At 65.0% G+C, this 21,688-nt stretch carries 20 protein-coding genes and 1 pseudogene; 13 read left to right on the forward strand and 8 right to left on the reverse strand.

Annotated elements, in window-relative coordinates; genetic code table 11:
• Positions 1-33: 33 nt before the first annotated feature.
• Together IXW21_RS14335 and IXW21_RS14340 are read right to left on the reverse strand one after the other, a co-directional pair.
• A complete protein-coding gene (locus IXW21_RS14335; protein ID WP_194764934.1) occupies positions 34-534 on the reverse strand; it encodes a RidA family protein in 501 nt (166 codons plus the stop codon).
• Positions 531-1,853, reverse strand: coding sequence for an MFS transporter (locus IXW21_RS14340; protein ID WP_194764935.1), 1,323 nt, complete (start codon positions 1,851-1,853; stop codon positions 531-533). Before IXW21_RS14340 ends, IXW21_RS14335 begins: the two co-directional genes overlap by 4 nt.
• Before the next feature lie 162 nt (positions 1,854-2,015).
• On the opposite strand from IXW21_RS14340, the gene IXW21_RS14345 reads away from it, so the two are divergent.
• From IXW21_RS14345 to IXW21_RS14360, 4 genes are all read left to right on the forward strand, one after another.
• On the forward strand, positions 2,016-2,933 hold the full coding sequence (locus IXW21_RS14345; protein WP_194764936.1) for a LysR family transcriptional regulator: 918 nt from the start codon (positions 2,016-2,018) through the stop codon (positions 2,931-2,933).
• 121 nt (positions 2,934-3,054) lie between these two features.
• A complete protein-coding gene (locus IXW21_RS14350; protein WP_228528577.1) occupies positions 3,055-4,176 on the forward strand; it encodes a PLP-dependent cysteine synthase family protein in 1,122 nt (373 codons plus the stop codon).
• An 82-nt stretch (positions 4,177-4,258) separates the two neighbouring features.
• Positions 4,259-6,811, forward strand: coding sequence for an excinuclease ABC subunit UvrA (locus tag IXW21_RS14355; protein WP_194764937.1), 2,553 nt, complete (start codon positions 4,259-4,261; stop codon positions 6,809-6,811).
• A 63-nt stretch (positions 6,812-6,874) separates the two neighbouring features.
• On the forward strand, positions 6,875-7,243 hold the full coding sequence (locus tag IXW21_RS14360; RefSeq protein ID WP_091029980.1) for a winged helix-turn-helix transcriptional regulator: 369 nt from the start codon (positions 6,875-6,877) through the stop codon (positions 7,241-7,243).
• Here the strand turns inward: IXW21_RS14360 and IXW21_RS14365 are convergent.
• A complete protein-coding gene (locus tag IXW21_RS14365; protein WP_228528578.1) occupies positions 7,230-7,736 on the reverse strand; it encodes a CGNR zinc finger domain-containing protein in 507 nt (168 codons plus the stop codon). The genes IXW21_RS14360 and IXW21_RS14365 overlap by 14 nt on opposite strands.
• 46 nt (positions 7,737-7,782) lie before the next feature.
• On the opposite strand from IXW21_RS14365, the gene IXW21_RS14370 reads away from it, so the two are divergent.
• Entirely contained in the window at positions 7,783-8,712 is a 930-nt protein-coding gene (locus IXW21_RS14370; RefSeq protein ID WP_194764939.1) for an AEC family transporter, read from the forward strand.
• Between the two features lie 37 nt (positions 8,713-8,749).
• On the opposite strand, the gene IXW21_RS14375 is transcribed toward IXW21_RS14370, so the two are convergent.
• Positions 8,750-10,540, reverse strand: coding sequence for a glycoside hydrolase family 3 protein (locus IXW21_RS14375; protein WP_194764940.1), 1,791 nt, complete (start codon positions 10,538-10,540; stop codon positions 8,750-8,752).
• A gap of 9 nt (positions 10,541-10,549) precedes the next feature.
• Positions 10,550-11,827 carry an MFS transporter gene (locus IXW21_RS14380; protein WP_194764941.1) on the reverse strand — a complete coding sequence of 426 codons (1,278 nt, stop codon included), beginning with the start codon at positions 11,825-11,827 and terminating at the stop codon, positions 10,550-10,552.
• Between the two features lie 120 nt (positions 11,828-11,947).
• On the opposite strand from IXW21_RS14380, the pseudogene IXW21_RS18675 reads away from it, so the two are divergent.
• The 7 genes and pseudogenes from IXW21_RS18675 to IXW21_RS14410 all read left to right on the forward strand — a co-directional run.
• A pseudogene (locus tag IXW21_RS18675) lies at positions 11,948-12,136 on the forward strand (helix-turn-helix domain-containing protein); the annotation flags it as partial.
• 198 nt (positions 12,137-12,334) lie between these two features.
• On the forward strand, positions 12,335-13,174 hold the full coding sequence (locus IXW21_RS14385; RefSeq protein ID WP_228528579.1) for a TetR/AcrR family transcriptional regulator: 840 nt from the start codon (positions 12,335-12,337) through the stop codon (positions 13,172-13,174).
• Positions 13,175-13,241: 67 nt separating this feature from the next.
• Positions 13,242-13,619: a BlaI/MecI/CopY family transcriptional regulator gene (locus IXW21_RS14390; protein WP_091030000.1), complete on the forward strand. Its 378-nt coding sequence runs from the start codon at positions 13,242-13,244 to the stop codon at positions 13,617-13,619.
• Positions 13,620-13,622: 3 nt separating this feature from the next.
• The gene (locus IXW21_RS14395; protein ID WP_194764943.1) at positions 13,623-14,447 is read left to right on the forward strand and encodes a M56 family metallopeptidase; all 825 of its coding nucleotides are present in this window, start codon (positions 13,623-13,625) and stop codon (positions 14,445-14,447) included.
• A gap of 454 nt (positions 14,448-14,901) precedes the next feature.
• Positions 14,902-15,129 carry a heavy-metal-associated domain-containing protein gene (locus tag IXW21_RS14400; RefSeq protein WP_194764944.1) on the forward strand — a complete coding sequence of 76 codons (228 nt, stop codon included), beginning with the start codon at positions 14,902-14,904 and terminating at the stop codon, positions 15,127-15,129.
• Positions 15,122-17,179 (forward strand): cytochrome c oxidase assembly protein, encoded by a 2,058-nt coding sequence (locus IXW21_RS14405; RefSeq protein WP_194764945.1) that lies wholly within the window; start codon positions 15,122-15,124, stop codon positions 17,177-17,179. Before IXW21_RS14400 ends, IXW21_RS14405 begins: the two co-directional genes overlap by 8 nt.
• Positions 17,176-19,425, forward strand: a complete 2,250-nt coding sequence (locus IXW21_RS14410) for a heavy metal translocating P-type ATPase (RefSeq protein WP_194764946.1) — start codon at positions 17,176-17,178, stop codon at positions 19,423-19,425. Before IXW21_RS14405 ends, IXW21_RS14410 begins: the two co-directional genes overlap by 4 nt.
• Positions 19,426-19,434: 9 nt before the next feature.
• On the opposite strand, the gene IXW21_RS14415 is transcribed toward IXW21_RS14410, so the two are convergent.
• Positions 19,435-19,797, reverse strand: coding sequence for a winged helix-turn-helix transcriptional regulator (locus tag IXW21_RS14415; RefSeq protein WP_194764947.1), 363 nt, complete (start codon positions 19,795-19,797; stop codon positions 19,435-19,437).
• A gap of 87 nt (positions 19,798-19,884) precedes the next feature.
• On the opposite strand from IXW21_RS14415, the gene IXW21_RS14420 reads away from it, so the two are divergent.
• Positions 19,885-20,286: a nuclear transport factor 2 family protein gene (locus tag IXW21_RS14420; protein WP_194764948.1), complete on the forward strand. Its 402-nt coding sequence runs from the start codon at positions 19,885-19,887 to the stop codon at positions 20,284-20,286.
• An 80-nt stretch (positions 20,287-20,366) separates the two neighbouring features.
• On the opposite strand, the gene IXW21_RS14425 is transcribed toward IXW21_RS14420, so the two are convergent.
• The gene (locus IXW21_RS14425; RefSeq protein WP_194764949.1) at positions 20,367-20,945 is read right to left on the reverse strand and encodes a class I SAM-dependent methyltransferase; all 579 of its coding nucleotides are present in this window, start codon (positions 20,943-20,945) and stop codon (positions 20,367-20,369) included.
• Positions 20,946-21,024: 79 nt separating this feature from the next.
• The gene (locus tag IXW21_RS14430; RefSeq protein WP_194764950.1) at positions 21,025-21,627 is read right to left on the reverse strand and encodes a DUF5134 domain-containing protein; all 603 of its coding nucleotides are present in this window, start codon (positions 21,625-21,627) and stop codon (positions 21,025-21,027) included.
• Positions 21,628-21,688: the final 61 nt, after the last annotated feature.

A 21,688-nucleotide genomic window follows, 5' to 3' on the forward strand; every position in this document is an offset into this window, starting at 1 on the left:
GTGTCTCTGTCGTGTCTGTCAGCGTGTCGCTTGTCAGACCGGATCTGCGCGCAGGAGGGCGATGACCTCGACCTCCACGGGGCTGTCTCTGGGGAGCGAGGCCACCCCGACCGCCGAGCGTGTGTGCACTCCTGCGTCTCCGAACACGGCTTTCAAGAGCGAGCTGGCTCCGTCGATCACCTTGGATTGGTCGGAGAAGTCAGGGTCGCTGGCGACGAAACCGGTGACCTTGACGATGCGGGCGATACGGCCCAGATCGCCGATCTCACCATGGAGTGCAGCGATCGCGTTCACCGCGCACTGGGCGGCGAGGCCGGCAGCAGCGTCGAGGCTGACGAGCCCGCTGCCCTCCCCGACCTTTCCCGTCGGAGAGATGACTCCATCGCGAAGCGGAAGTTGACCCGAGGTGAAGATCAGGTGTCCCGCGGCGAGTGCTCCGGTATAGGCACCAATCGGTGCGGGCGGCGCCTCGGGAAGATCGTATCCCCCGTCGCGAAGACGCTCGATGATCTTCGCATGCCGGGAGGAGATCATTCGCGAGCCTTCGTCGCAGAGAGCGTCGGAGTGTCACGGGAAGACTCCCGCGCGATCATCACCGAGACGATGGTGATGATCAGCATGCCGGCGACATAGGCCGCGATCGGGACCCAGCTCTCGAAGCGGCCGTAAAGCGCGACCGCGATGATCGGCGCGAGGGCGCCACCAAGGATGCCCGAGAGCTGAAACCCGAGCGAGGCGCCACTGTAGCGCACGTTCGCGGGGAACAACTCCGTGGTGAACGCCGCCAGCGGCCCGTACATCGCAGCCCAGCACAGCATCCCGACGAAGTCCGCCAGCAGGATCAGTGCGATGTTCTGGGTCTCGAGGAGCGGGAAGAACGCGAATACCCAGAGCATCGCACCTACCGCGCCGCCGATGTACACGGGCCGCCGGCCGACCCGGTCCGACAATGCGCCGAACAACGGGATGAAGAGGATCATGGTGGCCGCGCTGACCAATACGACGAGAGTCGCCGTGGTCTGCTCGATGCCGACCATCTGAGTCAGGTAGGTGACGACGAAGAGAACGAAGATGTAGAACGCCACATCAGTGCCGATGCGCGAGCCCGTCGCGATGAGCAGTTCACGACGCTGGGTGCGCAGCACCTCGAGGATGGGGTGCTTGACCCGGTGTCCTTCGGCGGCCAGTTTCTCGAACTCCGGCGACTCGGTGACGTTGAGCCGGATCCAGAGACCGATCGCGATGAGGACGGCGCTGAGAAGGAACGGCACGCGCCATCCCCAGGCCAAGAACGCCTCATCATCGGTCAGCCAGAGCATGAGGGTGAGCGCGCCATTGGCAAGCAGCAGTCCCAGCGGCACACCGATCTGCGGCCAGCTGGCCGCGAGACCACGGCGCTTCGGGTCACCGTGCTCGAGAGACATCAGGACGGCACCGCCCCACTCGCCACCGAGACCGAATCCCTGCACGAACCTCAGCACGGTCAGCGCGATCGGGGCCAGGATGCCGACCGTGTCATAACCCGGAAGCAGACCGATGAGCATGGTCGAGATACCCATGATCATCAGCGTGATCACGAGAATGCGCTTGCGGCCGATCCGGTCACCGTAGTTCCCGAACACGATCGCCCCGATCGGGCGAGCGACGAACCCCACCGCGAAACTGCCGAAGGCGAGAAGCGTGCCTGTGAGCGGATCCAACGTGGGAAAGAACACCGTATTGAACACGAGGGCTGCAGCGGTGCCGTAGAGGAAGAAGTCGTACCACTCGAGGGCCGTGCCGATGACGCTGCCGCCGATGGCACGTCTCCGGATGCCGCGGTCGTGCGAGCGGGTCGTTGTCTGTGAAGCCATCTTTCCGTTCTCCTTGGAAAAGCTCGGGCCTGCGTTCGCACAACTGATCGCTGGGCTCCTGAAACCGCTCGGGTGATGCGGTTCTCTCATCATCACGACAGTGGGATCAAATGCAAACCATGTTTCACTTGCGCTAGTCAAACCTCTGCTTATACTTCAGCCATGCTCGACACACAGAAGCTCCTCACGTTCGCCGCGGTCGTTCGGCTCGGCAGCTTTGCTGCGGCTGCACGTGAACTCGGGTATACCCAGCCCGGCGTGAGCCAACAGATGAAGGCTCTCGAACGCGAACTCAAGACGACACTCTTTTCACGCGAGGGCCGCGGTCTGAAATTGAGCGAACAGGGTGAGGTACTCGCGTCGCGCGCTGAATCCCTCATCACCGACCTTCGGGCCACGGAGGAGCGAGTCGCTGCGGTCGCTCGCCTCAAGGAGGCCCGCGTCCGCGTGTGCGCATTCCCGAGCGCGAATGCGACGCTGATCCCCTCGGCGATCTCGCGGCTGCGGGCACGCCATCTCGGCATCGAGATCGAATTGTTCGAGGCGGAGCCACCTGAATCGCTCGACGGTTTGGAAAGCGGCGAGTACGACGTGGTGGTGGCATTTCGATACGACGATCAGCCCGTCCCGGACATCGGAGACAGCGTCGTGTCGATCGAGCTGATCGACGAGCCGATGGTCTTGATGCTGTGGGATGACCATCCGCTCGCACGCAGGAAACAGATCGAACTCGCCGAACTTCGGGACGAGCGTTGGGTGGCCGGCTGTGTCCGTTGCCGCCATGAGTTCGTCAGCGCCTGCGCCGTCGCCGGATTCGAGCCTCGCATCGACATCACCACCGACGACAATCTCGCTGTTCAGAGCTATGTCGTCGCCGGGCTGGGCCTCGCGATGATGCCGCGGATGACCCAGTCCTTCGTGAAGCACCCCAAGCTGCGCACGCGCCCCCTGCTGCCTGAGCGTCACCGTCACGTGACTGCGACCGTCCTGCGCTCGCAGCGGCAGAAGCCGGCGGTGCTGCGGGTGCTCGAGTCGCTGAGAGAGGCGGCCGAATCCATGGCTCTCGCCACACATATATAAGCCACGTTTTGTCTCATCACATATTCTCTAGCTTCTCGTTTGGTTTTGCCGGCTTCACACTGTGAATGTGCGCGGCGTTGGAAGCGTCGCGCGTCGACATCGAGAAGCGAGAAGCGAGACCATGATGTACAGCGAGTCCCCGATCACCGACGCGAGCGATGTCATCCGACCGCGCCGAACAGATCGACGGTGGGTGACTCATGCGCTAGAACTCCTCACCGCCGAAGCCGGGCGCAGCGGATGGACCCCGCTCATCCCTTTCCACGCTCCGGGGCTTCGAGAGATCGACATCTACTTGAAGGATGAATCCCTGCATCCGACCGGCAGCCTCAAGCACCGCCTCGCCCGATCACTTTTCACCCACGGTCTCTGCAACGGCGACATCGGCCCGCAGACCACGATCGTTGAAGCATCGAGCGGTTCCACCGCGGTCAGCGAAGCATACTTCGCTCAGATCCTGGGGCTGGACTTCATCGCCGTCATCCCGGCCGCCACGAGTCGCGAGAAGATCGCGCTGATCGAGCGACATGGGGGCCAGGTACTCATGGTCGAAGCTTCCGCAGACGTGGTCCGCACCGCCCAGAAAGTCACTGTCCAGCGCGGCGGACACTTCATGGATCAGTTCACATTCGCGAGCCAGGCGACTAACTGGCGCGAGGGCAATATCGCCAGTGAGCTCTTCCATCAGATGCGCCGAGAGAAGCACCCTGTGCCGGAGTGGATCGTGGTCGGCGCTGGCACCGGTGGAACGAGCACGTCGATCGCGCGATACGCCCGATTCACCGGCCTCGCTACCCGTATCGCCGTCGTGGATCCGGAGGGCTCAGCCTTCTACGAGGGCTGGCGCCGGAACGACATCTCCTACGTGACCTCGACACCGTCGCGGATCGAAGGCATCGGGCGCACCCGTGTCGAACGATCGTTCGTCCCGAACCTGATCGATGAGGTCCTTCCCGTGCCCGATGCGGCGTCGATCGCCACCATGAGATGGGCATCCCGCATCATCGGGAGACGCGTCGGAGCCTCCACCGGCACGAACATCTGGGGCACTCTCCAACTCGTCCAGCGTCTCGGGACCAGCCGACGCACCGGAAGCATCGTGAGCCTCATCTGCGACACGGGCGACCGATACTCCTCCACCTACTACAACGATGAGTGGCTTGCAGCGCAGAACATCGACATCGCTCCGTTCGAACGCACCCTCGAGGACTTCACCTCCACCGGGGTGCTCCGGGCCGCGTGAGTGCTCGACGGCCACATCGGCTCCGGCGATACAGTTCTCACGGACCCTGTCGAAGGGGAGTCGAATCTGAGGGAGACACCAGATGAGCAGCGCCGGTCATGACGAACCTAGATCCGCATCACCCGATGTCGTGCAGATCCGCGGGGCACGGGTCCACAACCTCAAGAACATCGACGTCGACGTACCGCTGCGCGGTCTGGTCGCGATCGCCGGGGTATCCGGCTCGGGCAAATCGTCGCTGGCGATGGGTGTGCTCTACGCGGAGGGCTCGCGCCGCTATATTGAAGCGCTCTCTACCTACACCCGGCGACGGATGTCCCAGACAGCACGCGCGGATGTCGACTCGGTGCGCCACGTTCCCGCCGCGCTTGCCCTCCGCCAGCGACCCGGCATACCGGGAGTTCGATCGACCTTCGGTACGTCTACAGAACTGCTGAACGTGATCCGCGTGATGTTCTCCCGGCTCGGCTCACATGTGTGCCCGAACGGACATCGGCTGGAGCCGACCATCGATGTCGCCGCGAACCTCGACCTGGTCTGCCCCGAGTGCGGAGCGGTGTTCTACCCACCCGGCGCGGAATCCCTGGCGTTCAACTCGGAAGGCGCCTGCCCGACCTGCGCAGGAACAGGCATCGTACGTGCGGTCGATGACAGTTCTCTCGTGCCCGACACGTCGCTGACGATCAACTCGGGTGCAGTTGCGCCATGGGGAATGTTCGGCCTCACCGTGATGCCGCAGGTCGTCGCCGAGTTCGGCGTACGTACCGACGTGCCTTACTCAGAGCTCTCCGATGCTGAGCGGGAGATCGTTCTGCACGGTCCAGAAGAGAAGAAGCACATCGCCGTGCGCTCCAAGAACGGCAAGCTGTTCGAGCTGGACTTCACCTACCGCAACGCGCGACTCGCGGTGCAGGAGGCGCTCGACAATGCGGCGAGCGAGAAGGGGCTGGCCCGGGTCAACAGGTTCATCACTTCGCAGACGTGCTCGGCGTGCCAGGGCACGCGCTTGAGCGACGCAGCGAGACTCCCCCGCGTCGCCGACAGGAATCTGGCCGAGGTGACCGCGATGTCTCTCGACGACATCATGCCGTGGCTGCAGACCATCCCCGCGACTCTCCCGCAGGAGATGCAGACGATGACCATGTCGATCATCCGTCAGTTCACTCAGATGGCGACACGACTGCTCGAACTCGGTCTGGGTTACCTGAGCCTCGATCGCTCCAGCTCGAGCCTCTCGACAGGGGAACGACAGCGAGTGCAACTGGCCAGAGCCGTGCGCAACGAGACCACTGGCGTCCTCTACGTCCTCGACGAGCCGTCCGTCGGACTCCACCCGGCGAATGTCGACGGTCTGATCGGGGTGATGCGAGATCTCCTGTCGAACGGCAACTCGGTGGTACTCGTCGACCACGATGTGCAGGTGCTCCGCGAGGCGGATTGGATGATCGAGATCGGCCCGGGGTCAGGGGCTGCCGGCGGAACTGTTCTCGCCGCAGGCACTGTGTCAGAGCTCGGCACACTGCCTGAGTCGCTGATCGGCGGATTCCTCGCCGATCGTGAGCCGCTGTTAGTGCGCGACCGCGCCGAAGAAGAGAATGTCTTCGCTCGTGGCCGCATGGAATTGCGCACGCGGGAACTGCACACCGTGCGAGCCCTGGAAACTGCGATCCCTCGCGGTCGCTTGACCGCAGTGACGGGGATGTCCGGCTCGGGCAAGACCACTCTGGTGTTGGACAGTCTGGTGCCGGCGCTCCAGTCGCTCATCGGCGACACGAGCCGCCCGGCACATGTCCTCGACCTCATCGCACCGGGCATCGCGCACGTGCACGTCGTGGATGCCGCGCCGATCGGCACGAACGTGCGCTCCACCATCGCCACGTACAGCGGAGCTCTGGACGATCTTCGCAAGGCCTATGCAGCGTCACCCGATGCTCAGTCGCGCGGACTGAAGGCCGCCGACTTCTCCTACAACACCGGGTCTCTGCGCTGTCCACGGTGCGAGGGCACTGGCCAAGTCGTCCTGGATGTGCAGTTCCTTCCTGACGTGGACATTCCCTGCCCCGACTGCGCCGGCAGCAGGTACGGCGCCGAGGGCCATGCGATCCGGCGAAACCCACCCGGTGCTCCCCCGATCTCGCTTCCCGCACTGCTCGAGCTCTCGGTTGCGCAGGCACTGCCCCACGTGACGGACCTTCCCAAGGTGCGGAAAAAGTTGCAGACCCTCCTCGACCTCGGACTCGGATATCTCACGCTCGGCGAAGACACCCCCGCGCTGTCCGGCGGAGAGGCGCAGCGGCTGAAACTCTCCACAGAACTCGGACGCGATCAGTCCGATTCGCTCTTCGTGCTGGACGAGCCCAGTGTCGGACTGCATCCGCTGGACACGCGCGTGCTCCTGAGCGTGCTTGATCGGCTACTCGAACGCGGAGCAACGGTGATCGTGATCGAACATGACCTCGACGTGATCGCGAATGCCGACCACGTCATCGACATGGGTCCGGGCGGCGGCGTCGCCGGGGGACGCATCGTGGCCACCGGAACTCCCGAACGGATCGCCGCTGCCGCGGACAGCATGACCGGTCTCTATCTCGCCGCAGCGTTTGCGCGTCATACCGCCGGCACCTCTCAGGCATAGAGGCCATTGCTACACGGAAAGCATCAAGTACAGATCATGCACTGAAGGCCGTATCCTGAGGCCATGAGATTCGATCATTGCTCGCTGCAGGAGTGCGGCGTCGCGCGGTTCCTCAGTCTGCTCGACGGCCCCTGGGCGACACTCATCGTGCGCGAGCTTCTCAAGAAGCCGCATCGGTTCAACGAGCTCCTCTCTGCTCTGCCGGGAATCAGTGCGCACACGCTCTCGAGCCGACTGCGCAAGTTCGAAGCGCACGAGCTGGTGACCCGCACCGCCTACGCCGAGATCCCTCCCCGCGTCGTCTATGAGCTGACGCCGGTGGGGATGCAGCTGCGCCCGGTGCTCGACGCCATGAACGCCTGGGCGATGACCGTCCCACCCCACCTCTTCGGCCTCGAGGAGGAGTCTGTGTCCCCGGTCACCGTCGACTGACCGGGGCCCGGTGACGGCGAACGGCGTCGTAGTTGCCGCACCTCGCCGAGCAATAAGAGCGCCGTCCATTGCGACTGGTGTCCACGTACACGACAGGGCAGCGATCCCGCTGGCAGGCGCCCAGCCGAGCCCCGTCCGACTCGACGATGAAGAGCGCGAGTCCGCCCGCGGTGACAGCACGCACCCGTGCGACGACATCCTGGGCATCAGGGGCGAAGTGCAGGTGCGGACGGAGTCCGTCGTGCGTCGTGAGATACGGACGAGATGCGCCGGCCGCGAGAAGGCGATTGATGGCGCCGCAGCGCTCGTCGACGGTGACTGCGAGGAACACCGAGACGATCTGATCCGCCCATTCCCGCAGTTGCTCGCCGCCCCGTTCGTTCAGCTCTGCTCGCCGGATCTCGTGGGCGTCCAGGACTGCGGTCGCGGCGCCGACGTCCCAGCCCCGCCGCACGAGGGTCACGAGATCCGCGGCGAGCAGTGGGCCGGTCATATTGTCATGGTTGAACTGCATTGACACATTGCATCACAGTGAGGGGATGGACGTCATCACCGCGGGGATCGCCCCGATCATCCTGCTCCTCGGGGGCGGCCTGATTCTTCGGCGACGCGTGCTGACAGACGTCGGATTCTGGTCGGGACTGTCGTGGGTGAGCTATTGGGTCTTCACTCCCGCGCTCTTCCTCACGTCGATCGGCGGCGCAGATCTCACGGCCGTGGCCGCGGGTCCACTTGCGCTCAGCGTCGGCATTCCCACACTGGTGGTGGCCGCACTGTCGTTCGGCGCGGCGCTCCTCACCCGGGCGGATGGCCCCCAGCTCACATCCCTGATCCAGGGATCCATCCGCATCAACACGTACGTCGGGCTGGTCTTCGCATCCGCGCTGCAGGGGCGAGAGGGAGTGGCGACGTTCGCACTCGCCAGCGCCGTCGTCGTGCCGCTGGTGAACGTGATCTGCGTCACGACGCTCTCGCTCTTCGGCCAGCACGACACCGAGCGACGGCGTCTCGCGCTGTGGAGAGACCTCGCATCGAATCCCCTCATCCTCTCCTGCCTGGCCGGAGTGGCGCTCAACCTGGGCGGCATCGCGATGCCTTCGCTCCTGCAGACGACGATCGAGATGATCGCGGCCCCCGCCCTCGTCGTCGGCACCATGGTCGCCGGTGCCGCACTGCGATTCACGTTCCGCCTGCGAGACCTGATCGATGTCGGCACCGCTGCTGTCCTCAAGCTGGTCGTGCTGCCGCTCGCGGCATTGTCCATCGCGCTGGCGTTCGGAATCACCGGCGCGACTCTCACGAGCATCATTCTCATCACAGCGGTTCCGACTGCACCCAGCGCCACCGTCCTCGCATCGCGCATGGGCGGTGATACTCGGCTCATGGCGGCGATCACCGGCGTCCAGACCGTGCTCGCCATCGTGACGATCCCGCTCCTGCTTCTTCTCGCTGGCACCCTGTCCGCGTGATCTGATCACGCGGACAGGGTCGTCGTGCGGGGCGGGGTCAGCGCGCCCCGTAGCTCAGCCCATGCCCGTAGCGCAGCAGCGGATCGGCAGTGTCGAACGGCACATCGGAGCGCGAAGCCTCCACTGCCGCCATGCTGGACGGAAGATCGAAGGGGAGACGCCCACGTGGCTCGTCGCGACCGAACAGCACGTCGAGCACCGCCCGCGGGTGAGCCCCGTAGTTGGCGACGACAGCATCCGCCGATTCCAGGATCGGGGTGAGGATCGCCGGACGATCGAGGAAGACATCGACGACCGTGGTTGTCGATGCGCTCAGCTTCGCGATGTGCGACACGGTCTCGTCATCCATCTCGAGCGAACCTGCGTGGAAGTAGTTCTCGAAGGCCGTGGACCGCTTCTCATACGGTGCATGGATACGCACGATGGCGAGGTCCGCCTCGAGCGGATCGGCGACGAGAGTGCCGTACTCCGCAGCGATGTCCTCGGGAATGCCCTCGACGTACAAGCGCCGTCGCTCTGCGGCGGGCAAAGTGGAGCGCCCGCCCTCGGAACGGTTCGTGAGCAGCGTCAACGACGCACGCTGAGCCGCGAGGCCCGCGGCGATGAATGCTGGCGCACCGACCACACGAGAGGCTTCCACCGGATCGACGTACGGGTCGTCAAAGAGACCGAGCACGAACTTCTCGGCGAGGAGCCTGCGCGCCGAGACATCGAGCCGAGCTTCCGAGATTTCCCCCGCCTCCACCAACTCGACCAACATCGCGGGACATGCTTCTCCGCCGAACTGATCCACGCCCGCATCGACGGCCTTGCGCATCCGCTGCCGCGGAGTGAGGTCTTCCACGCCCCAGGCCCGCGCGGGGAAGGGCTCGCCTTCCACCGTGGCGTCGTTGATCAAGCCCCAGTCCGTGCAGACGATTCCGTCGAAGCCCAGCTGTTCGCGAAGAAGTTCCGTGATGATCGAGCGGTTGAACCCGAAGCCCACTTCTTCGTACTCCGTGCCGACCGGCATGCCGTAGTACGGCATCATCTGCGACGCGCCTGCGGCGATCGCCGCACGGAACGGCTCCAAGTGCAGATCGAACCGACCGCCGGGATACACCTGCTCGCGTCCGTAGGCGAAGTGCGGGTCCTCGCCATCCTTCTGCGGCCCGCCACCCGGGAAGTGCTTGGCCATCGTCGCGACCGAGTCCCGTCCGAGCGCCTCGCCCTGGAAGCCCTGGATGTACGCGACACCGAGCCGACTCGTCAGTTCGACGTCCTCACCGAAAGTGTCGAGCTGGCGCGCCCAGCGCGGCTCGGTGGCGAGATCGATCTGCGGGTGCAGAGCAACACGGATGCCGACGGCGAGATATTCCTGGCGAGCGATGTCAGCGAACTGCCGAACGACGCCCTCGTCTCGGATCGCGGCGAGTCCCAGGGCTTCCGGCCACACGGAGAACGCCCCGGCGAGAAGTCCGGCGAGCGGATTGTCGCTGTAGGAGTTCCGAGGGTCGGTCGACACTGTCACCGGAATCCCGAGCCGCGTGGTGAGCGCCAGGTCTTGGATGTGATTGTTCCAGCGCGCCATCGCCTCCGGCGACCCTCCGGTGAGGAGGTTGAAGTGACTCATGTGCCGATGTGACACATACTCCGCGTTCGATGGGAGGTCGAACTCTTCATCACCATCGGAGAGAGCACCGTCCTCCCCCATCGAGATCATGGCGTGGAAGAACAGGCCGGCCTTCTCCTCCAGCGTCATCTGCGAGAGGAGGATCTCCACCCGCTCCTCGACCGGAAGACTGCTGTCGCGGAAGCGTACGTCGATGCTCAGATTGTCGGAATCCATGAGTGCGCCTTACTTCGTGCTCTTGACTCGGAAGATGAGAACTGCGCCCGCCAAAGCGGCAGCCGCGCCGACCAGGTAGAACAACGAGTAGCCGCCGATCGCGGTCGCCGCGCCCAGCGCGATGACTCCCGGCGCGATGGCCGGAGCGATGGACTGCGGCAGCGCATTGGCGATGTTGATGACGCCGAGGTCCTTGGCCGTGTCTTCGACATCGGGGAGCACCTGCGTCGCCAGGGCGAGCGAGACCGAGAGGAAGGACCCGATGCCGAGTCCGATCAGTCCCTGACCGACGATCACCATCTCGACGGTCGGCGCGAAGGCGAGAACGACGAGCCCGGCCACCATGATGATGCCGGCGGCGAGGACGAACGGCTTCCGGCGCCCGAGCTTGTCGGAGAGGTACCCCGCGAGCGGCCCGGAGATCGCCTGCGCGCCGACTGCCGCGAGGTTGCAGATCAGGACGGCCGTGATGGCCTCCGCTTCCGTCAGGAGGAACTTGTCGGTCAGATAGAGCGGCAGATACGTGGCGATACCGGCGTAACCGAACATCACCAGGAATGTCGTGAGCCAGGTCCAGCCGAAGTCGGGGTTCTTGCGAGGGTTGAAGACGAAGGATCCGGCGAAGTCCTTCCAGCCGTAGCTCGTAGACGGCGGCGTGAGACGCATCCCATCCTTCAGCAGCATCGCGAACAGCACCGTCAACACCAGACCGATGAGCGCGGGTACCGCGAATCGCGAGAGATCCGAGTCGAGAAAGTTGACCGCGAACGTTCCGCCCAGGATACCGAGCGACGTGGTGATCCCGATGATTCCTGACGCGAGGCCGCGCTTCCAGACCGGCATGCGATCCGCGATGGTGGCGTTCAACGCGGCCAGCGTGCCATTGAGGGCGGCCTGCGCGACGCACCATCCCACGAGGACCATCCAGACCTCGCTCGCCAGACCGATCGTCACGAGAGCCGCGAATCCGACCACGGCACCGAGTATCAGCCAGGGGCGTCGCATACCGAAGCGCGACATGGTGCGGTCAGACAGACGCCCGACGAGCGGGTTGAAGATGATCGCGAAGAGCGTGCCGACGCCCATGACGAGGCTGAGCGCGGCGACCGACTCGCCGCGGTTCGCGGTGATGTGCTCGAGCTTGAAGGCCAATGAGACGAACACCGGCGTGAGCAGCGCCAGGTAGACGCCGAAGTTGGCAAGACCCAGCGTCGGCAAGTAGGCGGGAGAAACGGGGCCGGCCGGCACGGTCCGGGTGAGGGGTGTGGTGGTGGAGGGTTCAGTCATCGTCGACTCCTTGGTCGCGCCCGAAGGGGGTGGGCTCGGGCAAGAGTAGCGTAAAATCGAACATATCGTAAGTCAATATCGATCTATTTGTAGATTAAGTACGCGTGCGATCATGAGACGGTGAGATCTTCCGAGCACGCTTCGTCCCGCGCCGCATCGACCGCGCTGACGCGACGGCGGATTCTTGCCTCGGCCAGAGCGTTGATCGGCTCACGAGGCGGCGCACAGGTCTCACTCGAGGACGTCGCAGCCGCATCGGAGATCACACGCCCTGGCCTCCTCGGCCACTTCCGCTCGACGGATGCACTGATGACAGCAGTGGAAGCCGAGTTCTGCGTCGAGACCGGGCGGCAAATGCCCCTCGGTCCCGATTCGTGGGCGAACCTGATGGAGATTCCCGACTACTGCTCGATGTCTGTGCAGTTCTTGAGCCTCGCATTGACATCCGAATCTCCGCCACCTTCCAGCGCCTGCCACCATCGGCAACTCCTCGAATCGGCCGAAAGTATGGTCACCGACGACTCCAGTTCGACCGCACTGACCCCCCAGGGGCTGGTCGCCACGTGGGAGGGCTTGCTCGTGTTGCAGGCTTACTTCCCATCGCTCGATCCCGCGCGAATCATCCAGGCGTGCCTCGATCCGGCGCACGCCCGGCCACCAGCGCCCTCCTCCCGCACTTCCCCTGTATCTCCGGCATCGCTGATACCCGCCGAGTTCGGTTATGCGCGTGGTCGCTCACGTCGGCGGCAGATCATCGAAGACGCCACCGTGCTCTTCGCCCGCAACGGATACCACGGGACCACCATCCGGCAGCTCGCATCCGAGGTGGGCATCTCCACGTCCACACTTCTCCACCACTTCGGACACAAGGCGGGTCTGCTCGCCGAGGTGCTTCGCCACAGAGACGAGCAGCTCGTTCATCGGCGAGGGCAGCGCGACATGGATGCGCGCACGGAACTCGCGGAGCTCGGCAATGAGGCCCGCCGAGATCTGGAGGTGGAGCGAGGGCTTGTGAACATGTACGCCGTCCTCTCCACCGAGGCCATTCACCCCGACCATCCGGCGCACGCCTACTTCACCGATCGCTTCTCCCGCACGATCGACTACTTCGAGGGCCTCATCGCGAACAGCGACTCCGGGTCTCCGGATCCACGGCTCGACGCCGTGTGGCTCGTCGCACTGTGGGACGGACTGCAGTATCAACTGATCCTGAGTCCTGACGACATGGATCTCCCCGCACAGCTGGATCATCACATCCAGACATCCCTGGGAATCACTCCGGCGACGAGAAGCTCGATCCTTGACGAACCGTACACCCCGGACCAGCGCACATCCTCCACGGTGTAATACAGTAGCTACCAGGTTTGTAGAGTAATCCGTTTCGGACCTCATACCCCAGTCGGAAGGAGGAGCCATGGCCGGAGAGAGAACTCGAGAGCGAGGCGAGCTCGAGGGCGAGGTCATGCGGCTGCTCTGGAAGCACGTGGATCCCATGAGCGCACGCGACCTGCAGGACCTCTTCACGGGACCGGTGCCCGCGTACACGACCCTTCTCACAGCGCTCACCCGCTTGGAGAAGAAGGGCCAGGTCATCCGCTCGGGAGACTCTCCCCGCAAGGTGCGCTTTCAGGCCGCGCGCTCGGGAGAGGATTTCACGAGCGATTCGATGCTCTCCGCCTTGGATCGCGCGGGAGACCGCCACGCGGCACTGCTCGCTTTCGCCGGAACGCTTGACGACGACGACGTCGCCCTGCTGAAATCCGCCTTCGGTCGGAAGTCCTCGAAGCGCTAGCAGATGCTCTTCTGGGTTGTGCTGGCCTGCGGCATCGCATCGATCACGGTCGCACTCCTCGCACCCCTTCTGCTCACCGTGGGACGCTGGCAACTTCTGCACCCGCGCACCGCCCTCTCAGTGTGGTTCGGGGCGTTCTTCATAGGCATCGCACTGGCCCTCGCCGGGCTGATCATCGGCGTTGCGGGCGCCGTCGCCGCCTCGCATACCCCGACCGGTTCAGAGACGCTGCTGATGACGATCCTCGGCTGGGCGGGCTTAGGAGCCTTCGGCGCGATCGCCGCTTTCGTCGCCGTGTCCGCCGAGCCGGTGCTCTCCTCCGAGACAGGGGCGCTGCATTCGCTGGCGCCGATCGCCATCAGCCGCGAACAGCGACGCGGGTTCACGCTGGTCCGGTTCGAATCGGATCAGCCGATCGCCTTCGCCGCACCAGGCAGACCGCCCGAGATCCTGCTTTCGACGGGCATGGAGTCGCTTCTCCCTTCCGCTCAGTTGCAAGCCGTCCTCGCTCATGAGTACGCGCACCTGAGGCAACATCATGCGTGGGCCACCCGAATCGCTCGCATCAACGCTCTCTGTCTCCCCAGAACGCACTCCGCGCGCGCGCTGCGAAGAGCAACCACGCTTCTTGTCGAATTGGCGGCGGATGATCAGGCAGCACGTCTCGCAGGCCCTGCCCAGCTGGCGAACGCTCTCTCGACCCTCGCGACAGCCTCGAACGACGTCAGCCTGGAGCTTCGCGCCGAGAGACTCGTGGACAAAAGGTGGCCCGGCGCCGTCAAACGACGCCGAGCCCCAGCCGCTTTCGCTCGCGATTCCTCGAGTTGACGTGGGGGCTCTCGGGACCGCTCCGGCTCGCGCCGCCTCCGCTACGGAGTTACTCAGGCCCGAGGCTTCCAGCCGCATGCACGGAGCACCCATGACCACGCCGTGCACACCCTGCGGTGGAGCCGATAGATGAGAAATCTCGTCTCGTCCCACTCCTCAGCGAGAGTGGACGGGCGGTCATCCTGATCCCGCGGGGGCGCGGTGAGTCCGATCACAAGGATCAGCACCAGGAGCGCCACCAGATGCATGATGGCCGAGATCATGCTCACTGTTGCGACTCCGTTCTCTGACTCACCTCGCAGCGTGTGCCTCTTTGGGGAACCGCGATACGGGCCTCATCGAGATCCGAAGCAGGTAGTGTTAACGCTACATCCAGTAGTTATCTTTGCCTTCGCGGGGCGGTATTAAAACTACACGATGTAGACTTGATTCCAGCAAAAAGAGTGGAGAGAAAATGTCGCAGTTCACATTCGAGGTCATCGGAATGACGTGCGAGCATTGCGAGGACGCGGTGGGATCAGAGCTGTCCAGACTTCCCGGCGTCCAGAATGTCGTCGCTGATGCGGCGACGGGACGCGTGAGTGTCACCCATGATCTCCCGGTGGACCGGAGCTCTTGGGAAGCCGCGGTGGGTGAGGCCGGGTACGAAGTGGGTTCGTGGCCTGTAAGCCACGATGCGTGAAGAGCCTGAGCCGAACGCACCCCGCGATCCCGCTCTGCTGCTCCCGTCCCGTCATCTCCTGATCGGGGGCGGCCTGGCCGCTGCCTTCTTCGGCATCGGCCTGCCTGTTGGCATCACGGTCGCACTCGGAGACGCGCCGTACAAGAAACTCTTCCAATCCTTTCCCGGCCTTGACGTCGGGGTGACGACCACCGCTCTCTTGGTGGCGGCCGACACCGGGATTCTGCTCAGCATGGGCATCCTCACTCACCTGCTCTTCCTCCGAGCCACGCCTGCGAAGCGCGCGATGCGTCTTGAGCACGGCTTCGAGCTCCGCGTTCTCCGAGTCACCGCGTCGGTCTGGGCAGCGAGCGCCGCCGGGCTGGCCGTGTTCGAAGCATTCGACACCAGCGGCGTGCCCCTCTCCCGCATCCTCGAACCGGGAACGATCGCGTTCCTGTTCGAGGCGAGCTACCCGCCCGCCGCCTGGACGATCAGCTGTGCGGGAGCTCTCGTGGTGCTGTTCGCATCGTTCTTCGTCGACCGCTGGACGGGGATGCTGATCCCCTTGTGGGCATCGTTCCTCGCCACGCTGGCTCCCGTCGTGTCGGGCCAGATCCTCGTCGGCCCCGATCACGACTTCGGCGGCGATGCCGCCGTCTTCCAATCGCTCGCGATAAATCTGCTCTTCGGCGTCGTCGCGGTCTACTGGCTGCGGGTGTGCTCCGGTCGATTCATCGACCCGGAGTCCCTGCGGCGACTCTTCGTCCTGGCGGCGCTCCTGCTACCGGTCATCGCCGCCTCGGACGTCGTCATCACCTTCTTCAAGCTCGCCGGAACGCCCCTTTTCGGGTCGTTGACCGGCTGGCTGATCGTGGGGCGATGGGCGGCCCTCCTCATCGTCGCGCTCCCCCTGATCGCGCTTCGCTCGCTCTGGCGCCGCGCACGCGTTCGCGCGGCACACATCGTCTCCTGCCTCTCGGTCGCATCCTTCGGGGTCATCGCATGGATAGGCGCCACAGCCGCGATGACCCGGCAGCCCCCGCCGCAGTACTTCGTGCCCACGAGCATCTCGCAGACGTTCATGGGTTTCGAGGTCGCGGATCCACCGAGCATCGAGGTGCTGTTCGGCCATTGGCGACCGAACGTGCTGTTCCTGACGATCGCGACGGCAGCCGTCGTCGTCTACCTCGTGGCAGTGCGCGCGCTCCACCGGCGCGGCGACCAGTGGCCCCCCGGCAGAACCGTCGCCTGGCTGCTGGGCTGGGCGATCATCATCTTCGCCACCAGCTCAGGGTTCGGCAAGTACTCCGCACCGGACTTCGGTATCCACATGATCGTCCATATGAGCCTCAACATGCTGGCACCCGGCATGCTCGTGCTGGGCGGGATCGTCACGCTGCTGCTGCGCGCCACGCGCTCAGTGCCCGGATCACCCGTGGGGCCGCACGACTGGATCACCTGGGTGCTGCACTGGCGGGTCCTCCATTTCCTCTACAACCCCCTGATCGTGTTCGTGGTGTTCATCGGCTCCTACTACGGGCTGTACCTCACGGGGATCTTCGGCGAGTACATGCGCTTCCACTGGGCGCATCAGCTGATGAATCTCCACTTCCTGATCGTCGGCTACCTGTACTACAGCCTCATCATCGGCGTCGATCGCCCGCCCCGCCCGCTCCCCCATGTGGGAAAGCTGGGGTACGCGCTGGCCGCCATGCCCTTCCACGCGTTCTTCGGCATCATCCTGATGACGAGCACGACCCTGATCGCCGAGAATTTCTACCTCTACCTCAAGCTCCCGTGGGCCGACCTTCCCGCACAGCAGTATCTCGCGGGCGGCGTCGCCTGGGCGGGAGGAGAGATCCCGCTCCTGATCGTCATCATCGTGCTTCTGATCCAATGGGGTCGCCAGGACTCGAAGGAAGCACGGCGCAAGGACCGGCACCTCGACACGGGGAGGGATGTGGAGTTCGACGCCTACAACGAGATGCTGCGCCAGCTCTCCGCCCGCTCCGCAGCGAGCGATGAACTACGCCCGGGCCCGCAGCCCGAGAAGGAGCCACAGCGATGAACACTCAGACCGTGCAGCTGCTCGAAACCCCCCTCGAGCTCGATGTCTCCGGTATGACGTGCGCAGCGTGCGCCGGCCGCGTCGAACGCGCTCTGAACAAGCTCGACGGCGTCACCGCAACCGTCAACTACGCGACGGAGCGGGCCGTGTTGACCGGCATCTCGACCGAGGAGTCGGCACGGGCGATCGCGCAGATCGAGAGCGCGGGCTATGGCGCCCATCTGCGAGACGGGTCGGACGACGCCTGGTCGCAGCGTGCTACCGAGTTCCGAATCTCCTCGCTCCGGCGACGGCTGGCAGTGGCCGCCCTTCTGACCGTCCCGCTGATGGACATCACCCTGGTCCTGGCCCTCGTCCCCGGATGGCGATTCCCCGGCTGGGAGTGGGTCTGCGTCCTGCTCGCACTGCCGATCGTGACGTGGGCCGCGTGGCCGTTCCACCGCGCCACCTTCCGCAACCTGCGTCACGGCATGGTGAGCATGGACACGCTGGTGTCCCTTGGCATCGCGGCGTCGTTCGGCTGGGCGGTGGCGACGCTGCTGTTCGGCGTAGGTGCCGGGTCGGAGGGCTATTGGCTCGGCTTCGGCTCGACCCCCGAGGGCGCCGACTCGATCTACCTCGATGTGGCCGCGGGCATGACCACCTTCCAGCTCGCGGGCAGATACTTCGAGACACGTTCCCGCCGGAAGGCCGGAGACGTGCTCGGCGCACTGAGCGCCCTCGCTGCCACGCATGTGCGAGTGCTGCGCGACGGGGTCGAGACGGTGGAGCCGGCCGGCCAGCTGCGCTCCGGTGACGTGTTCGTCCTCCTGCCGGGCGAGACCATCCCCGCAGACGGGATCGTGGTAAGCGGGAATGCGGCCGTCGACGCGAGCATGATGACGGGCGAGCCCATGCCCGTCTCTGTGGCGAGCGGCGACGCGGTCACCGGCGGAACCATCAGCACCGATGGGCGGCTCGAGGTGCGGGCGACCTCAGTCGGCGCCCATACCCAGCTCGCCCAGATGGCTGCGCTCACCGAGCAGGCGCAGGCGCGCAAGGCAGATGTGCAAAAGCTGGTCGACCGAGTGGTGACCTGGTTCGTTCCCGTCGTGATCGGACTCGCGATCGTCGTCGGCATCGCGTGGGCGCTGAGCGGCGCCCCCGATGACAAGGCGATCGGCGTCGGAATCAGCGTGCTCATCATCGCCTGCCCCTGTGCGCTCGGACTCGCTACCCCCACCGCGCTCATGGTCGGCATCGGGCGAGCTGCGACGCTCGGCATCCTGATCAAGGGGCATGATGCGCTGGAGGCATCCGGTGCCGTGACCACCGTCGTTCTCGACAAAACCGGCACGCTCACCACAGGCACGATGACGGTGCAGGGTTCCGAGGCCTTCGGAGTCTCCGCGCGCGATATGTGGATTCTGGTGGCGTCGGCCGAACGAGGGTCGGAGCATGCGATCGCTCGAGCGATCGAGAAGGCGGCCTCGCCCTACGTCGACGACCTGCGCTCGTTGACCGAGTTCACCGCGATGCCGGGATTGGGGGCGGTCGCCGTGATAAATGACACCCGCGTCATCGTCGGCAACGCGCGGCTGCTCGAAGGCGAAGGCGTGAGCATCCCCGCCGAAGCTCGAGCCGCGATGGAGCGCTTCGAGCGCGAGGGTCACACGACGATCCTGGTCGCCGCCGACCACGATGTGATCGGCGTCCTCGCACTCTCAGACGCTCTCAAGCCGCGCGCGGCAGAGGCCGTCACTGCTCTGAGAGCGCAGGGACTCGAGATCGTGCTGCTCACGGGCGATTCGCCGGCCGCAGCCGCTCGTATCGCTTCGGAACTGGGTGTCGACAGCGTGCACGCCGGCGTTCTTCCTGCGGAGAAGGCCGACGTGGTCCGCTCCCTGCAGGCGGATGGCAAGCGCGTCGCGATGGTCGGCGACGGCGTCAACGACGCGGTCGCACTGGCCACCGCCGACCTCGGCCTCGCGATCGTCACCGGCACCGACATCGCCCTGAAAGCCGCGGACATCATCCTGGTGCGCGATGATTTGCTCGTCATCCCCGATGCGATCGCGATCTCCCGTAAGACGCTGCGGACGATCAAGATGAACCTCGTCTGGGCGTTCGGTTACAACGTCGCGGCGATTCCTATCGCCGCCGCGGGCCTGCTCAACCCTCTGATCGCCGCCGCCGCGATGTCGCTGTCCTCGGTGTTCGTCGTCTACAACAGCCTCCGTATCCAGAAGGTGCGCGGCTCGCGCTGACGCCCCTGGCTAACGCAGGTCGTACGCCTCTCGCGCCACGAGCACCTCTTCGATGTGACGCTCCGCCCACAGCCCCAGCGCGCTCAACGGCTCGCGAAGCGTAAGCCCGAGCGGAGTGAGCGCGTACTCGACACGGGGCGGCATCTCGTCGTAGGCCGTGCGCGTCAGAAGACCATCGCGCTCCAGGTCGCGAAGCGTCTCCGAAAGCACCTTCGCGCTGATTCCGCCGACGCGGTCTCTGATCGTTCCGAACCGCGCCGGCCCGTCACTCAGGACGATCACGATCATGGCTGTCCACTTGTTGGCCACCCGTGCCAACGATGTGCGCGATGGACACGTCGCCAGCATCACGTTCCAGGCCGGATCAGCCATTTCGGAAACCCACTCCCTTAGTTACGTTGAGGTAACAGGTTACCATATGTAACCATGGGGGCACACCCCTCATCCAAGGAGAGAATCATGACTGACACCACCCCCGCCGGCATCGCCACCACGTACTTCGACGCGCTCGCCCAGGGTGACATCCCCACCGTGATGGCGCAGTTCAGCCCCGACGTCGTCTGGCACCAGCCCGGCGGGCACCAGTTCTCAGGCCTGCACACGGGCATCGACGGCGTCGGCGCCCTCCTCGGCGGCATGATGGAGGCGAGCGAAGGAAGCTTCGCCCTCGTCGTCACCGGTCCGGCGATGATCAACGGCGAGATGGTCGCGCTTCCCGTGCGATTCTCGGGCACCCGCACGGGCGCCTCGATGGACATGGCCGGCGTCGACCTGCTCACGGTTCGCGACGGCAAGATCGTCGCCGTCCACCTGTTCTCCGAAGACGGCGCCAGCGAAGACGCTTTCTGGGGTCAGGCCTGATCCCAGGCGACGCATCGATGCTGCTCGGCGACATCACCGCCGAGCAGCATCGTCATCTCCCACCTCACACCATGATGCGGCTAGCATCCACGGGGATCGGACGCGCGATGCACAGCACTCAGCACTGATCCGTGAACGGATCTCGGCTCCGCGATCTCACTGAACCCGGCAGTCTCGAACAGTTGACGCAGGCTTGACGGAGGCCCCCCGGACGGCGGCGTGAAGGCGCAGACCACAGGAGCGCCGTCTCGCAATACTCGTCGCACCTCAGCCAGACCCGCAAGGGGGTCGGGCCAGAAGTGCAGGTTGTCGACGAAGATCGCGGCATCGAAATGCTCGTCCGGCAACGGGAGCGCGCCAGCTGTGCCCATGAGCAGGTGCAGGCGTCCGCCTTCGATGGCTGTGGCATTCCGCATCGCGGCATGCCGGTGGCTCACCTTCGAGGGATCTACTCCGACGATCTCTCCCTGGGAGAAGGTGCTCAGCAACACCTCGAGTCCGACGCCGGGACCGAACCCGATCTCGAGCACCCGCGCCCGGGAGTCATCGACGCCCAGCAGTGCCACCGCCTCCAACGCCATTCCGCGCCCTGCCTGCGCCATTGTGCGCAGGCCTCTCTCACCCGCGGCACCAGCGGGCCGGACGAACATGTCTTTCATAAGACCAGTCTCGCGTGCCGACGGAGGTGTGGGGCCGCCGCCATCGAGATCCTCCGAACCTCTCCGTCGAATCGACGCATCATCCGTTCATCAGCACCAGCATCCATCCCATGCCGGCAGCCATGGCGACATGACAGACAGAGTGGATGCGGTGATGCGGCGAACGGATTAGGCGCCAGATCCACCAGACGGTGGCCGCCGCGCACAGCGCGATGAAGCCGGCGTTCGCGATGTCCGCCCACGCCGGTGTCGTCTCGATCATGAGCCCGCCGCCGCCGTGGTGCCCCGCATGGGCACCACCGGCGTCTCCCGACATATCCATCCCCGCCATGAGGAGCGGCATCGCTGCGAGCATCCAGATCATCGCGACGTCGAGCACGATGTGGCCCACGAGATCGACGGCCTGTGCTCCCCTTGCCCCCCGGAACGACGGCACGAGGGCCAGGACCAGGATGGCGAAGATGGCGACCTGCGCCCACGTCACCGCGTCCCACACGGTCCACCACGTCATCACGATCATGGCGACACTCATCACACCGTGAGTGATGTCGATCAGGTCTGAATCCGTCAAGGCGGAGTTCGTCCGCCCCTTTCGGGAGCGCCCGATCAGGCCGCTGAAGCAGATGACCGCAGTCATGACGAAGACGAAGGTGAGGAGGATATTCCACGGTGCGGCGATCACGGCTTCAGTTTAGTACTACATTATGTAGATATCTGATTCCGCCCATGGAAAGGTCGCGACG

It is taken from the genome of Microbacterium sp. UFMG61 (genome assembly GCF_015354505.1).
Taxonomy (GTDB): domain Bacteria; phylum Actinomycetota; class Actinomycetes; order Actinomycetales; family Microbacteriaceae; genus Microbacterium.

What these genes read in the sequence shown, in the direction of transcription:
- IXW21_RS14335 (WP_194764934.1), bottom strand. Translation starts at nt 534, where the DNA reads ATGATCTCCTCCCGGCATGCGAAGATCATCGAGCGTCTTCGCGACGGG.
- IXW21_RS14340 (WP_194764935.1), bottom strand. Translation starts at nt 1,853, where the DNA reads ATGGCTTCACAGACAACGACCCGCTCGCACGACCGCGGCATCCGGAGA.
- IXW21_RS14345 (WP_194764936.1), top strand. Translation starts at nt 2,016, where the DNA reads ATGCTCGACACACAGAAGCTCCTCACGTTCGCCGCGGTCGTTCGGCTC.
- IXW21_RS14350 (WP_228528577.1), top strand. Translation starts at nt 3,055, where the DNA reads ATGATGTACAGCGAGTCCCCGATCACCGACGCGAGCGATGTCATCCGA.
- IXW21_RS14355 (WP_194764937.1), top strand. Translation starts at nt 4,259, where the DNA reads ATGAGCAGCGCCGGTCATGACGAACCTAGATCCGCATCACCCGATGTC.
- IXW21_RS14360 (WP_091029980.1), top strand. Translation starts at nt 6,875, where the DNA reads ATGAGATTCGATCATTGCTCGCTGCAGGAGTGCGGCGTCGCGCGGTTC.
- IXW21_RS14365 (WP_228528578.1), bottom strand. Translation starts at nt 7,736, where the DNA reads ATGACCGGCCCACTGCTCGCCGCGGATCTCGTGACCCTCGTGCGGCGG.
- IXW21_RS14370 (WP_194764939.1), top strand. Translation starts at nt 7,783, where the DNA reads ATGGACGTCATCACCGCGGGGATCGCCCCGATCATCCTGCTCCTCGGG.
- IXW21_RS14375 (WP_194764940.1), bottom strand. Translation starts at nt 10,540, where the DNA reads ATGGATTCCGACAATCTGAGCATCGACGTACGCTTCCGCGACAGCAGT.
- IXW21_RS14380 (WP_194764941.1), bottom strand. Translation starts at nt 11,827, where the DNA reads ATGACTGAACCCTCCACCACCACACCCCTCACCCGGACCGTGCCGGCC.
- IXW21_RS14385 (WP_228528579.1), top strand. Translation starts at nt 12,335, where the DNA reads ATGGTCACCGACGACTCCAGTTCGACCGCACTGACCCCCCAGGGGCTG.
- IXW21_RS14390 (WP_091030000.1), top strand. Translation starts at nt 13,242, where the DNA reads ATGGCCGGAGAGAGAACTCGAGAGCGAGGCGAGCTCGAGGGCGAGGTC.
- IXW21_RS14395 (WP_194764943.1), top strand. Translation starts at nt 13,623, where the DNA reads ATGCTCTTCTGGGTTGTGCTGGCCTGCGGCATCGCATCGATCACGGTC.
- IXW21_RS14400 (WP_194764944.1), top strand. Translation starts at nt 14,902, where the DNA reads ATGTCGCAGTTCACATTCGAGGTCATCGGAATGACGTGCGAGCATTGC.
- IXW21_RS14405 (WP_194764945.1), top strand. Translation starts at nt 15,122, where the DNA reads ATGCGTGAAGAGCCTGAGCCGAACGCACCCCGCGATCCCGCTCTGCTG.
- IXW21_RS14410 (WP_194764946.1), top strand. Translation starts at nt 17,176, where the DNA reads ATGAACACTCAGACCGTGCAGCTGCTCGAAACCCCCCTCGAGCTCGAT.
- IXW21_RS14415 (WP_194764947.1), bottom strand. Translation starts at nt 19,797, where the DNA reads ATGGCTGATCCGGCCTGGAACGTGATGCTGGCGACGTGTCCATCGCGC.
- IXW21_RS14420 (WP_194764948.1), top strand. Translation starts at nt 19,885, where the DNA reads ATGACTGACACCACCCCCGCCGGCATCGCCACCACGTACTTCGACGCG.
- IXW21_RS14425 (WP_194764949.1), bottom strand. Translation starts at nt 20,945, where the DNA reads ATGAAAGACATGTTCGTCCGGCCCGCTGGTGCCGCGGGTGAGAGAGGC.